At 28.3% G+C, this 12,318-nt stretch carries 16 protein-coding genes and 1 other RNA gene; 8 read left to right on the forward strand and 9 right to left on the reverse strand.

Annotation, left to right across the window (positions count from 1 at the left end; translation table 11 throughout):
- Nucleotides 1-12: 12 nt before the first annotated feature.
- Together Q1A46_RS12755 and Q1A46_RS12760 are read right to left on the reverse strand one after the other, a co-directional pair.
- On the reverse strand, nucleotides 13-969 hold the full coding sequence (locus Q1A46_RS12755) for a glycosyltransferase family 2 protein (RefSeq protein WP_299679161.1): 957 nt from the start codon (nucleotides 967-969) through the stop codon (nucleotides 13-15).
- A 52-nt stretch (nucleotides 970-1,021) separates the two neighbouring features.
- The gene (locus tag Q1A46_RS12760; protein ID WP_299679164.1) at nucleotides 1,022-1,543 is read right to left on the reverse strand and encodes a DUF4199 domain-containing protein; all 522 of its coding nucleotides are present in this window, start codon (nucleotides 1,541-1,543) and stop codon (nucleotides 1,022-1,024) included.
- A 139-nt stretch (nucleotides 1,544-1,682) separates the two neighbouring features.
- On the opposite strand from Q1A46_RS12760, the gene ffs reads away from it, so the two are divergent.
- An RNA gene (gene ffs / locus Q1A46_RS12765) (signal recognition particle sRNA small type) lies at nucleotides 1,683-1,781 on the forward strand.
- Between the two features lie 69 nt (nucleotides 1,782-1,850).
- A complete protein-coding gene (locus Q1A46_RS12770) occupies nucleotides 1,851-2,039 on the forward strand; it encodes a hypothetical protein (protein ID WP_299679167.1) in 189 nt (62 codons plus the stop codon).
- 37 nt (nucleotides 2,040-2,076) lie between these two features.
- On the opposite strand, the gene xerA is transcribed toward Q1A46_RS12770, so the two are convergent.
- Nucleotides 2,077-2,976, reverse strand: coding sequence for a site-specific tyrosine recombinase/integron integrase (gene xerA / locus Q1A46_RS12775; protein ID WP_299679170.1), 900 nt, complete (start codon nucleotides 2,974-2,976; stop codon nucleotides 2,077-2,079).
- A 95-nt stretch (nucleotides 2,977-3,071) separates the two neighbouring features.
- Here xerA and Q1A46_RS12780 point away from each other — a divergent pair, with 95 nt between their 5' ends.
- The 4 genes from Q1A46_RS12780 to Q1A46_RS12795 all read left to right on the forward strand — a co-directional run bounded on the left by Q1A46_RS12780 (nucleotide 3,072) and on the right by Q1A46_RS12795 (nucleotide 5,878).
- The gene (locus Q1A46_RS12780; protein ID WP_299679173.1) at nucleotides 3,072-3,602 is read left to right on the forward strand and encodes a DUF3575 domain-containing protein; all 531 of its coding nucleotides are present in this window, start codon (nucleotides 3,072-3,074) and stop codon (nucleotides 3,600-3,602) included.
- Between the two features lie 80 nt (nucleotides 3,603-3,682).
- Entirely contained in the window at nucleotides 3,683-4,195 is a 513-nt protein-coding gene (locus Q1A46_RS12785; protein WP_299679176.1) for a hypothetical protein, read from the forward strand.
- A 9-nt stretch (nucleotides 4,196-4,204) separates the two neighbouring features.
- Entirely contained in the window at nucleotides 4,205-4,618 is a 414-nt protein-coding gene (gene aroQ, locus Q1A46_RS12790) for a type II 3-dehydroquinate dehydratase (RefSeq protein ID WP_299679179.1), read from the forward strand.
- 108 nt (nucleotides 4,619-4,726) lie between these two features.
- Entirely contained in the window at nucleotides 4,727-5,878 is a 1,152-nt protein-coding gene (locus Q1A46_RS12795; RefSeq protein WP_299679182.1) for an esterase-like activity of phytase family protein, read from the forward strand.
- 42 nt (nucleotides 5,879-5,920) lie between these two features.
- Here Q1A46_RS12795 and Q1A46_RS12800 read toward each other — a convergent pair whose 3' ends face one another.
- The 3 genes from Q1A46_RS12800 to Q1A46_RS12810 form a co-directional block, all read right to left on the reverse strand.
- On the reverse strand, nucleotides 5,921-7,099 hold the full coding sequence (locus tag Q1A46_RS12800; RefSeq protein WP_299679185.1) for a DUF4105 domain-containing protein: 1,179 nt from the start codon (nucleotides 7,097-7,099) through the stop codon (nucleotides 5,921-5,923).
- A 3-nt stretch (nucleotides 7,100-7,102) separates the two neighbouring features.
- Nucleotides 7,103-8,167, reverse strand: coding sequence for a PorV/PorQ family protein (locus Q1A46_RS12805; protein ID WP_299679188.1), 1,065 nt, complete (start codon nucleotides 8,165-8,167; stop codon nucleotides 7,103-7,105).
- 72 nt (nucleotides 8,168-8,239) lie between these two features.
- Nucleotides 8,240-9,217: a YheT family hydrolase gene (locus Q1A46_RS12810; RefSeq protein ID WP_299679191.1), complete on the reverse strand. Its 978-nt coding sequence runs from the start codon at nucleotides 9,215-9,217 to the stop codon at nucleotides 8,240-8,242.
- Nucleotides 9,218-9,294: 77 nt separating this feature from the next.
- On the opposite strand from Q1A46_RS12810, the gene Q1A46_RS12815 reads away from it, so the two are divergent.
- Nucleotides 9,295-10,056, forward strand: a complete 762-nt coding sequence (locus Q1A46_RS12815; RefSeq protein WP_299679194.1) for a phosphatidylcholine/phosphatidylserine synthase — start codon at nucleotides 9,295-9,297, stop codon at nucleotides 10,054-10,056.
- 33 nt (nucleotides 10,057-10,089) lie between these two features.
- Here Q1A46_RS12815 and Q1A46_RS12820 read toward each other — a convergent pair whose 3' ends face one another.
- Nucleotides 10,090-10,602: an NAD(P)H-dependent oxidoreductase gene (locus Q1A46_RS12820; protein WP_299679197.1), complete on the reverse strand. Its 513-nt coding sequence runs from the start codon at nucleotides 10,600-10,602 to the stop codon at nucleotides 10,090-10,092.
- A 108-nt stretch (nucleotides 10,603-10,710) separates the two neighbouring features.
- On the opposite strand from Q1A46_RS12820, the gene Q1A46_RS12825 reads away from it, so the two are divergent.
- Entirely contained in the window at nucleotides 10,711-11,070 is a 360-nt protein-coding gene (locus Q1A46_RS12825; protein WP_299679200.1) for a helix-turn-helix domain-containing protein, read from the forward strand.
- On the opposite strand, the gene Q1A46_RS12830 is transcribed toward Q1A46_RS12825, so the two are convergent.
- Both Q1A46_RS12830 and lptB read right to left on the reverse strand, forming a co-directional pair.
- A complete protein-coding gene (locus Q1A46_RS12830; protein ID WP_299679203.1) occupies nucleotides 11,053-11,544 on the reverse strand; it encodes a hypothetical protein in 492 nt (163 codons plus the stop codon). The two genes, Q1A46_RS12825 and Q1A46_RS12830, sit on opposite strands and share 18 nt — an antisense overlap.
- Complete coding sequence (gene lptB / locus Q1A46_RS12835; protein WP_299679206.1) at nucleotides 11,545-12,279, reverse strand: LPS export ABC transporter ATP-binding protein; 735 nt, start codon at nucleotides 12,277-12,279, stop codon at nucleotides 11,545-11,547.
- Nucleotides 12,280-12,318 lie beyond the last annotated feature (39 nt).

Raw genomic sequence — 12,318 nt, forward strand, 5'->3', positions numbered from 1 at the left:
TAAAAAGAGGTGTTATAAATTTATTTTTTCTTTGATTTTATAATGTTTTTGAAGCGGATTACTTTTTATTATTAATTCGCCTAAAAAGCCAGATAAGAATAATAGTGTTCCTAAAATCATAGATGTTAAAGCAATGTAAAACCAAGGATTATCAGTAACTAATATTGTTTTGATCTTTGCATAAACGCGATACAGCTTAATGACACCTATGTAAAAAGCAGTTGTAAATCCAAATAAGAACATTAAAGAACCCCATAAACCAAAAAAGTGCATGGGTCTTTTACCAAATTTAGATAAAAAAGAAATGGTAATCAAATCTAAAAGACCATTAATAAAACGATCTACACCAAACTTTGTAACACCATATTTTCTAGCTTGATGTTTTACTACTTTTTCTCCAATTTTTGAATATCCTTCATTTTTTGCCAATATAGGAATGTAACGGTGCATTTCACCACTAACTTTTATAGCTTTTACCACTTCATTTTTATAAGCTTTTAATCCACAATTAAAATCATTCAACTGTAAACCAGAAGTTTTTCGAGCAGCCCAATTATAAAGTTTTGAAGGAATATTCTTAGTTAAAACATTATCATAACGTTTCTTTTTCCATCCAGATATTAAATCGAAATTTTCTTTAACGATTAAGTCATATAGTTCAGGAATTTCATCTGGATTGTCTTGTAAGTCTGCATCCATAGTAATTACAACAGCTCCTTTAGCTTCAGCAAATCCTGCATCTAAAGCTTGAGATTTTCCGTAATTACGTTGAAAACGTATTGCTTTTACTTCTTGATTTTTTTCAACTAAATCTTGAATTACTTTCCAAGAAGTATCTGTACTACCATCATCGATAAAGATTACTTCATATAAAAAGTGATTGGATTGCATAACTTTTGCAATCCAATCATATAGCTCTTGTAAAGATTCTTCTTCGTTTAAAAGTGGTATTACTACCGATATATCCATGAATATATATTATTACCAGTTTTAGATGGTAAAGTTACAATATTATTATTGCTTAAAAAGTGTCTTCCTCTCTTTTTTGCATGATAGCACCAGCAATAGCAGAGATAATAAAACCAATAATTGCAGAACCAATTAAACTAAAAGCAGCTGTAATACCAGGTGAAGAGAATTTTTTAGCCATCTCTTGACTAGCTTCAATTTGTTCTTCAGAATAACCTTGGTCTATCCAGTTTTGTGTTTGAATTTCAGTCATTTGTTCCATGTATGTAGGTTCTATAAAGCTTATAAATATATATTGGTAAATAACGCTTATTAGAGCTGAAAAAATAGCAATACCAACACCTACTTTAACTGCTTGCCCAAAAGATAAAAAGCCATTATTACTAACTTTGAACTTTTTTATTCCAAGTACAATAATCACTATTAAAAGTACTATTGCTATAAGAGATAGAGACCAATGTGGTTTTAAATGATTACCTGTAGCGTACATTATTAATCCTTGGAATACACTGATTGTACCCAATATCCCACCATAATTAAGAATTATATTTTTACTACTTGCTTGATTTTCCATGTTTGTGAATGATTTGATTAGTTATTAATTTATAAAATTACTTAAAACATTTTATTAGTATTCAATGTTTTAAAAATGTTACAAAAAAAAGATATAATTTTTTTGTTTGTGTTTCAAAAAAACATTGTAAATTTGCAGCCGGCAAGTTCTACACAACTAGCTCCCTTTGAATCCCCCAGGGCGGGAACGCAGCAAGGGTATTAGGTTGTAGCAGTGTGATGTAGGTAGCTTGCCTTTTTTTGTATATTTTTTTTTTTTTTCTTTTTGTAATTTTATTTAATTTAGTCTTTAAATTAAAATTATAAAAATGTTAGAAAAATTTAAATCTTTTCAATTAAACAAAGATCAACAAAAAAATGTTAAAGGAAGTGGCGATGCGCTAGTACCTAACAAGAATGCTTGTCGTAATAGTATAGTAGCCAAGACAATAGGGTTAATTACACTTGGTTCTATTGGAAGTATTTTCGGAATTGGAGAAGCTGTTCACTGTGACTAACATATTAAAGAGTAAGATAACTATCTTGCTCTTTGTATTATTTGTTTCTAGGATGATATTTTTCCACTACTTCTTGTAAATGTTTTCTATCTAAATGTACATAAATTTCTGTTGTAGTGATGCTTTCGTGGCCTAACAGCTGTTGTATTGCTCTTAAATCAACACCTTCTTTAAGTAAATATGTAGCAAAAGAGTGACGGAGTGTATGCGGACCAATATTTTTATTTAAGTTAGTTTTAGCGGCTAAATTTTTCAAAACAATAAAAATCATTTGTCTTGTAAGTCTTTTTCCTCTTCGATTTAAAAAAAGAGTATCTTCATCTTCTTTTATTGGAGTTATATGATTTCTCGTATGTTCTAAATAAAATTTGATAAATTTTATAGTAGATAAATGTATAGGAACGAAGCGATATTTATTACCTTTTCCTAAGACTTGTATAAAACCTTCTTCAAAAAATAAATCTGATAACTGTAAATTAATTACTTCGCTTACGCGTAGACCACAACTATAGATAGTTTCAATTATGGCTCTATTACGTTCACCTTGTGGATGACTTAAATCTATTTTAGATATTAATTTGGAAATTTCATCGTCTGTCAGTACATCAGGTAAAGTTCTAGATAGTTTAGGAGACTCGATTAAATCTAATGGATTATCTTCTCTGTATCCTTCAAAAATCAAATAGTCAAAAAAACTCCTCAACCCAGATATTATTCTAGCTTGAGTTTTTGGATTTACAATTTTTGCTATTTCATATATAAATTGTTGTATTTCTATTTTTTGTATAGAAATAGGTGATTTTAATATTTCAAATTCTTGCGTAAAATTGTATAATTTTTTAACATCTCTTACGTAGTTTTCTATAGAATTTACAGAAAGTCCTCTCTCAATTTTTAAGAAAGTTTTATAATCTTTTATTTTTTTATCCCAGTTCAACTTAAACGATACTTTTTATCAAAATACTTTTTTATTTCGAAAATAATTATACATTTGCCAACACAAACATATAATTATATCAAAAATTTAAAATTATGAAAAAATTATTTTTAACAATTGCTGTGGTTGCTTTTGGATTTGCTGCAAACGCTCAAAAGAATGTTATTAAGGCTAACCCATTAGGTCTTGTATTAGGTTCTGCTGAAGTTGGTTACGAAAGAGCTATTTCTGACAACTCTTCTATCGAGGTTGCTGTTGCTTTTTCTAGCTTCGATGTAACGAGTGGAACTACAACAGTTTCTTCTAATGGTTTTGGAGTTGAAGGTAAGTATAAATTTTATTTCTCTTCTGATAAAGATGCACCAAGAGGATGGTATGGAGCTCCTGTAGTTTCTTATTCTACTTCTTCTGTTGATTCTGATGGAGTAGATGGAAGTACAAGTTTCTTTGCTGCTGGTGCAGTAGCTGGATACCAATGGGTATTTGGTGGAGGAGATTCTGGTTTCGCTTTAGATTTAAACTTCGGAGCTCAGTACGTTTCTGCTTCAGTTGATGGAAACATTAATTCTGTTAGTATCGACGGATTCTTACCTAGATTAGGATTAGGTTTAGGTTACGCTTGGTAATCTATTATCTTATAAAGATATTTAAAAGGAGCCTTTTTGGCTCCTTTTTTTATTTTATATTCGCAATAAATACATTATTTATGAAAAAAATATTCTTTGTATTAATCATTTTATTATCTGTTAAAAGTTTATCTCAAGAACAACTAAACTTAGGAGTTAATGGAGGTATAACTATAGGTAATTTAGAGCCAGTATCAACAGCAGCTTTTGGTGTAGATGCAAATTATTTATTTGAAATTTTCGAAGGCTTAAGTGTCGGTCCATCATTAAATTTTATTTATTTTTTAACTGATGAAGTTGATGGTGTTAAACGTGATGCTTTAATGTATTTACCAATAGGTGGTGCTGTAAGATTTCAAGCTATAGACGAAAAGTTTTATGTGGGTGCAGATTTTGGGTTTGCAGTTGGAATTGCTCCTGAAGGAGATAATGGAGGTGTTTTTTTTAAACCTTTATTAGGATATAAAGTAAATGATAATATAAAATTGAATTTATTTTATTCGGGAGTAAAAAAGAAATTACCAACTTATGGCTATACTGGTTTAGGTTTAGTATTTGATGTTTTCGGAGGTTCTAATAGATATTCTTTTTAAAATTTTAAAATGAAATTAATAATCATTAACGGACCTAATTTAAATTTATTAGGAAAAAGAGAACCAACTATTTACGGAGATAGTTCATTCGAATCTTATTATGAAAATTTAAAATCTATTTATCCACAAGTTGAACTTTCTTATTTCCAGTCTAATATAGAAGGAGAAATAATAAACAAACTGCATGAAGTAGGTTTTGAATATGATGGAATCGTTTTAAATGCTGCAGCATATACTCATACTTCTGTTGCAATTGGAGATGCAATAAAAGCAATAAAAACACCAGTTGTAGAAGTTCATATCTCAAATACTCATGCTCGTGAAGAGTTTCGTCATAAAAGTTTTATAGCTAAAAATGCTAAAGGCGTAATTTTAGGCTTTGGATTAGATAGTTATAAATTAGCAATACAAAGTTTCTTATAACTTTACTTAAATCTAATGTTATTAACTTAAGCTTAAAGTAAATTAAAAATAAGGCTAACAATCATTTAAACTAGTTTTTTTCATTTAGTAAAATCTAAATTTTTAAAAATGAAAAAAACTTTTTTAGGTTTATCAATCTTAATCTCATGCTTTTATAGCTGTAGTGATGATAATGATACGGTAGTTGATACTAATACTTCAATCAGTTCTATCCGATTTATTGGTGAGCAAATAATTCCAGACGGATTCCAATTCAATGGAAATATAGTTGGTGGACTTTCCAGTATCGATTATGCTAACAACAAATTTTATCTAATAAGTGATGCTCCAAATGCGCCAATACGAGTATATTCAGCAGATTTAAATTATACAGAAACTGAATTTACTTCAATAAATATTACTTCTGAAATAGAATTATTAGATACTAACAATACATCTTTTATTAATCCAATAGATCCAGAAGCTTTAAGAATAGATACTGATGCTAATAGTATTATTTGGGCTAGCGAAGGAAATATTAATAATGGAGAAAATCCTTTTATTAGAGAAGCTTCTTTAAATGGAAATTTCAAAAGAGATTTTACTATTCCGAGTATTTTTGAAGCCAAATCAATAGATACAGAAGGACCAAGGCATAATGGAGTTTTTGAAAGTATCTCTTTGAGTATAGATAAAAAAGGATATTGGGTTGGAATGGAATTACCTTTAAAAGAAGATGGAGTTGAGCCAATTTTTGCTATGGATACAGATTCTCCTGTTAGAATAGCCTACATTAATAAAAGTACAGGCAAATTTGAAAAGCAATTTGCTTATGAATTAGACAAAGTTGCTAGAGAAGTTGTAGGCACAGGTTTTAACTTTACTGTTAATGGATTAGTTGAACTTTTAGAATACGATACAAACAAGTTTTTAGCATTAGAGAGATCCTTTACTACGGGAGCAGATGATGGTGGTAATAATGTGAAAATCTATAAAGTAGATGCTTCTAATGCAACAGATATTTCTACTATTTCTAGTTTAAAAGGGGCAAATTATGTTAAAGCTACTAAAACATTATTATTTGATTTTGAGTTAATCAGAGATCAATTGTCGAGTATACCAGCAGGGAATGGAGCTAAGGTTGTTGATAATATTGAGGGAATTACTTTTGGTCCACGTTTAGCTAATGGAAATTTATCTATAGTACTTGTAGCAGATAATAACTTCAGTGCTTTCGGCCAACAACTAAATCAGTTTGTTGTTTTTGAAGTTTTACCTTAATCTTGAGTTTAAAAAATATTTAATAAGGCTTACTAATTCTAGTTAGGCCTTATTTTTTTGAAATTTTATTATAAATATATAACGTACGATTAATAATAAAATTAAAGGATATACTGGGTAAGTAAACTTTTGAATTCCAAAAAGATGTAATAAAGGCATTAAAGCTAAGAAAACCAATAAAATAGTTAAGTATTTATTTATCCATGATTTAATTTCATCTTTAGTTACAAAAAAAGCTATGATTAAATTTGGAGCAAATGCCCAAAGAAAATTAAAGTTATTTGGAGCTGTCGAGTGATTGGTGAAGAACCATAAAAAGACAATTAGAAGACCTATCAATCCAGTGATGAATAAAATTGAAAAATCTAATATTTTAGATCTTTTTCCTTTTCTAATATCGTTATAGCTTATAAAAAGAATGATAAAGAATAATAATGTGAAAATTAAAAAAGGACTAAAACTGTCTGCTTTTGAAGGCTTGGTCTCGAATTTTAAAAGTGTTTTGTTACTTCTAACTAAATTCGCCTTTTCTTCATTTTTAATAGTACTTGACTTTTCAAAAATAGCATAAAGATATTCAGGTAAATACATGTACTCTTCAATTGTAGCAATTTGGTCTAATCTGCTTCCTAGAGCTATATTTATACCGAAACTTCCCCAAGTATTAGGGTTTATTTTTTCATTCATTAAATCTCTAAGAGATTTTTGTTCTTTTAAAATTGAAGTATCAAATGAAAGCTTATCTTTCAAAATATCTTTCAGAATATCTTTTGGTCTGGTAGCACAATTATCAAAAAAAGGATCATAAAAATAACTAGCATTTTCTGGTTGCGCATTGATTTCTAAAAATTTGAAATATGCATTTTTTTGCTCTTGCGTTAAGTTTAAAACTTGTTGTTTTACCCAACGTTCATCTTCATTAGCAGATTTTAAAGAGTAATGAAAGGGATATCTTTGTAATTTATATTTCATGAATCCTCTAACAAAATTCATGTAAAAATCAGGTCCATTAAAATCGAAAATTCCATAGTTATACAGTAGATCGATACCTAACATAGGATCTTTAATTCTTACGGCTGTATGTCCAAATTTTTCATATAAATGATCACCCGGTCCAGAAGTAATAATACTAACTTCAGCATATGCTGAAAGTTGAGCCGTTTGAGAATAACTATAAAAAATAGAAAGTAAAAAACTTAAGGCAAGTAGTTTTTTTATCATGATTTATCGGTAAAAACTATAGTCGAATTTAATAGAAAAAATATTAGAAAACAATGCATTTCCTACACTTCCAATATTAGTTAAAGCATAATCGATTTGAATTCCTTTATATTTAAAACCTAATCCGAAATTTGGTTGTACAGCAAGAGATTCTTCACCATTAAATTCTGTAGTATTCTGAAAATTACCAGCACCAACTCGTAAATATACCAACTGATCATAATCTAATTGAAAACCAAAAGCAGGATCAATACTTAAAAAAGAGGTTGAAATAATATCGTTAGTTTCGGCAAATCTCATATTTAAATCAACTTCTGCAAGTAAATTAAAATAACGACCAATTTTAAAATCTCGTGCTACACCAACTTGAAGTTTAGGTTTAGTAATCTCAGTAGTTTCTGGTAATTCTTGATTTTGTCCTGGAACTGCGTTTCTAATTTTTTCAAATTCATCTTCATCTATAGACCAAGTATTAAATGTTGTTGTAATATCGCGAGCCATAGCCCCAAATTTCCAACCGTTTCTTTCAAATTGAATTCCTAAATCGAAACCGAATCCCCAAGAAGTAGCAAAATCACCAATAATTCTTCTAACAATTTTAGCATTTCCACCAATAGAAAAGCCATCTAATAACATTTTTCTACCGTAACTGATATTGAAAGCATAATCAGCAGCAGAGAAGAGGCTTACTCTATTAAAATCGATATTTCCATCACTATCAATTAATTCAGTAGTATTTAAAATATCATCAACACCAAATCGAATTAAAGATAAACCTACAGCACTTTGTTTATCTATAGGCATAGCGAAACCAGCATAATTGTATGTTGCAATTCCTGCGAAATAAGAAGCATGCATTAAAGTTCCTTGGTAATCTTCAATATTTACTAAACCAGCAGGATTCCAATAGGTCGAATTTACATCATTTGTAGTAGCAACAACGGCTTTACTCATTCCTAAGGCAGCAGCATCTACACCAATATTTAAAAATTCGTTAGAGAAATTTCTAAATTGTGCTTGAGTCAATGTAGAAATTAAAAGAAAAATATAAACTAATTTTGTTTTCAATCGATCAATTTAATAAGAACAAATATCCAAATTCCTTAGTAAATAACAGTAGTTTTTTAGAGTTATTGTTTGTTAAGAATAGATATTTAACTCATTTTGAATAAAATTAACAAATTGTTTTTCTATCCAATACGACTGATCATTAAAAGATGAAACAAATCCTACATGACCACCATACTTAGGTGTTATTAAAAAGAAATTTGAAGAATTTTCTGCCAATTCATAAGGATAACATTCTATGGATAGAAAAGAATCGTCTTTGGCATTAATTAATAAAGTTTTATGCTTAATATGTTTTAAATAAGGCTTGCTACTTGCTTTTTTCCAATAATCCTCTGGGCTATCAAAACCAAAAACCGGAGCTGTATAAATTTCCTCAAAATCTCTGAAAGACGAAGCTTTTGCAATTAATTTTTTATCTGGGTTAAACTCATCAAATTTTTGAGCTTTTAAATTAACTTTAGCTTTTAAAGTTCTTAAAAACTCTTGCATATATAGTTTGTTTTTTAGTTTACCTAATTCAGCTTGAGAACTCGTTAAATCGATAGGAACAGAAACAGCAATACCTCCTTTTACTACTGATGGAATTTGATTTTCATATTCACCTAAGTATTTTAAAGTTAAGTTTCCTCCAAGACTAAATCCACTTAAAATAATGTTTTGATAATCATAATGTTCTTCTAAATATTTTAAAATAAAATGTACATCATCTGTTTTACCAGCATGATATGTTTTTAAAATATTATTGTCTTCACCACTACAACTTCTCAAATTTATGCATACAACGTCGTAACCCATGCTATGTAAGTAATTTGCAGTAGACATCATATAACTTGATTGAGAGCTACCTTCTAATCCATGAATTAAAACTATTAAAGAAAAAGAATTATTAGGTAAAAAATCTAAATCAATAAAGTCATTATCCCATGTATTTACTCTAACTCTTTTATAGTTAGGTTTTTCTTTTGTGATAAAAAACTTGTAAATCGTATTTACATGAGGGTTTCTAAAAGGGAAACTTGTAGTTAGTTGATTTTTAAGTAATGGCATCTTTAAAACAATTTATTTTTTGATTAAACAGTAAAAAAACAATCAATTTCATATTTTCGTAAAAATCATGAAAAAATATGAATATTAAAAAACACATTCCAAATATTATTACACTCGGAAACTTATTTTGTGGTACTATAGCTGCAATTTTAGCTGTCCGAGGTTTTTTTTATGAAACAGCAATTTTTGTTGGAATTGGAATTGTTCTCGATTTCTTAGACGGTTTTGCGGCCAGATTGTTACAGGTACAAGGTGAATTAGGAAAAGAATTAGATAGTTTGGCAGATATGGTTACAAGTGGAGTAGTGCCAGGAATAGTAATGTTACAGTTTATGGTTCATAGTTCTTATTATAGAGAATTTGGATTTTCTTCTTGGGATTCTGCTTTAGATATCGGTTTAGGTTTAGATAATTTAATTTCTATAGAATTATTAGGTTTATTATTAACCCTTTTTGCTGGTTATCGATTAGCTAAATTTAATATTGATACAAGACAAACAGATAGTTTTATAGGTTTACCAACTCCTGCAATGAATTTATTTGTAGTTTCATTACCAATGATTGCCGGATATACAAAATCAGAATTTATTTTAAATATTATTCACAATCAATTTTTTTTAATTGCAGTAACTATAATTTTAAGTCTTTTAATGGTTTCTGAACTTCCGTTATTTTCACTTAAATTTAAGTCTACTAGCTTAAAAGATAATCTTTTAAAATATATTTTCTTATTAACATCAATTGTTTTGTTAGTTTTATTAAAGTTTATAGCAATTCCTTTAATAATAATCATTTATATTTTATTGTCTGTCTTTAATAATATTAGTGTTAAGAAATAAATAAAAAAACTCCTTAGAAGGAGTTTTTTTGTTTTAAAAAGTTGCTAAATAAGCTTTAGTATTTTCTTCTAAAATAGATTCTGCTGGATTAAACATGGCACCATATAATCTATGTAAACCAGTAAATTCCGCACCACAAAACCTAAAAGTTAAAATAACATCGTTTAAAAGTTCTTCTAATGGAATTCCTTTAGGTGATTTATAATTTTCTTCGCCTCCACCAGTAGAAACAGCCAAACCAATTTTTTTCCCTTTAATTTTGTCTCCTCCTTCACCAAAAGCCCATCCGTAAGTAAATACTTCATCAATATATTTTTTTAAAGCATATGGAGTACTAAACCAGTGTAAAGGAAATTGGAAAATTATTTCATCATATTTTTCTATTAAAGCTTGTTCTTCATTAATATTAAAATTTAAAGAAGGATAATTTTCATAAATAGAGTGAACTGTATATGTTTCTGGAGTTTTATTAAGTTCATTAATCCATTTTTTATTTACTACAGAAGTTTCAATATTAGGATGTGTAACAATGACTAATTTTTTCATTTTGTTAATTATTAATGTATTATGATTTAAAATTAGTATTTTTGATATATAAAGTATAGTAAGTAGTTGTTAAATACTACTATACAAAAGTATAGTTAAATATTTGTAATGGAAGTTGTAAGAACCTACCCAAAAGTTAAGAAATGCCAAGTAAGTTATGTTTTGGCTGTAAATGATACTTTAAATGTATTAAGTGGAAAGTGGAAATTGCCAATAATAGCATCTTTATTTTATGGTAATAAAAGATTTAAAGATATTCAGTCGAATATTGATAATATAACACCAAGAATGTTATCTAAAGAATTAAAAGATCTGGAAATGAATGGAATTGTGTTAAGAATTGTTCACGATACTCGCCCTGTTTTAATAGAGTATGAATTAACAGAATCAGGAAAGACTATAACTAAAGTTTTAGATAGTATGGTAGAGTGGGGTTTAAAACACAGAGAACTAACTATTGGTTCGTGATTTAAATTTATAAACTAAAGAAACCATAATGTTAATAAATGGAATTACTACTAATAGTATTATAAAGAGTAAAAAAGATAGGATTAAAGTAGCATTATAATCTTTATAATTTCCACTCCAAAGATCTTCTTTAGTTAGATTATAGTTATGATCTTGATATAACACATAAGATGTAAATATCAATAGAATTATACTTGAAATTGTTTTTAAGATTAAACCTTTTTTGAATAGTTTTCCTTTGAATAAATCAATCAGATAATAGATTAAAAAGTTAAATATATATAGTATGAAAAATAAGAAAAAGATATTTTTATAGGTAATTACAAAATAAGTATCATGAACATTAATACTCATTACTAAATCTCTTAGATTTTCACCATAGCCTAAATTAAAATAATCACTAAAAATTAATGAAATTATTAAAGATATAATTCCAAGAAGAATAAAAATAGAATATGGTTTAGAACGAAACATTTAGAATTTCTTCTTCTTCAATTCAAAGTCTTTACCTAAATAAACTTTTCTCACCATTTCATCAGCAGCCAATTCTTCAGGAATTCCTTCTTTTAAAATACCACCTTGATACATTAAATAAGAACGATCTGTAATTGCTAAAGTAGCTTGTACATCATGATCTGTAATTAAAATACCGATGTTTTTGTTTTTAAGTTTAGCAACAATTCCTTGGATATCTTCTACAGCAATAGGGTCTACACCAGCAAAAGGTTCATCTAATAAAATAAATTTCGGATCAGAAGCTAAACAACGAGCAATTTCTGTACGTCTTCTTTCTCCACCAGACAATAAATCACCTCTATTTTTACGAACGTGTCCTAAACTGAATTCCTCAATTAATTCTTCTAATCTTTTTTTACGCTCTTCTTTAGTACGGTTTGTAAATTCTAAAACGGATAGGATATTGTCTTCAACAGATAACTTTCTAAAAACAGAAGCTTCCTGAGCTAAATATCCTATCCCTTTTTGAGCACGTTTATACATTGCATCATCAGTAATTCTTTCATCATCAAGGTAAATATTCCCACCATTAGGTTTAATCATACCAACGATCATGTAAAAGGAAGTAGTTTTTCCAGCACCATTCGGACCAAGTAAACCTATAATTTCTCCTTGTTGTACTTCTAAAGAAATTCCTTTTACAACTTTACGACTACCGTAGATTTTCTGTATGTTATCTGCTCTTAAAATCATATAATAAAAGTACAATGTTACTATTTAATAAAAGTACAT

The sequence above is a fragment of the uncultured Tenacibaculum sp. genome (genome assembly GCF_947502995.1).
Classification (GTDB): domain Bacteria; phylum Bacteroidota; class Bacteroidia; order Flavobacteriales; family Flavobacteriaceae; genus Polaribacter.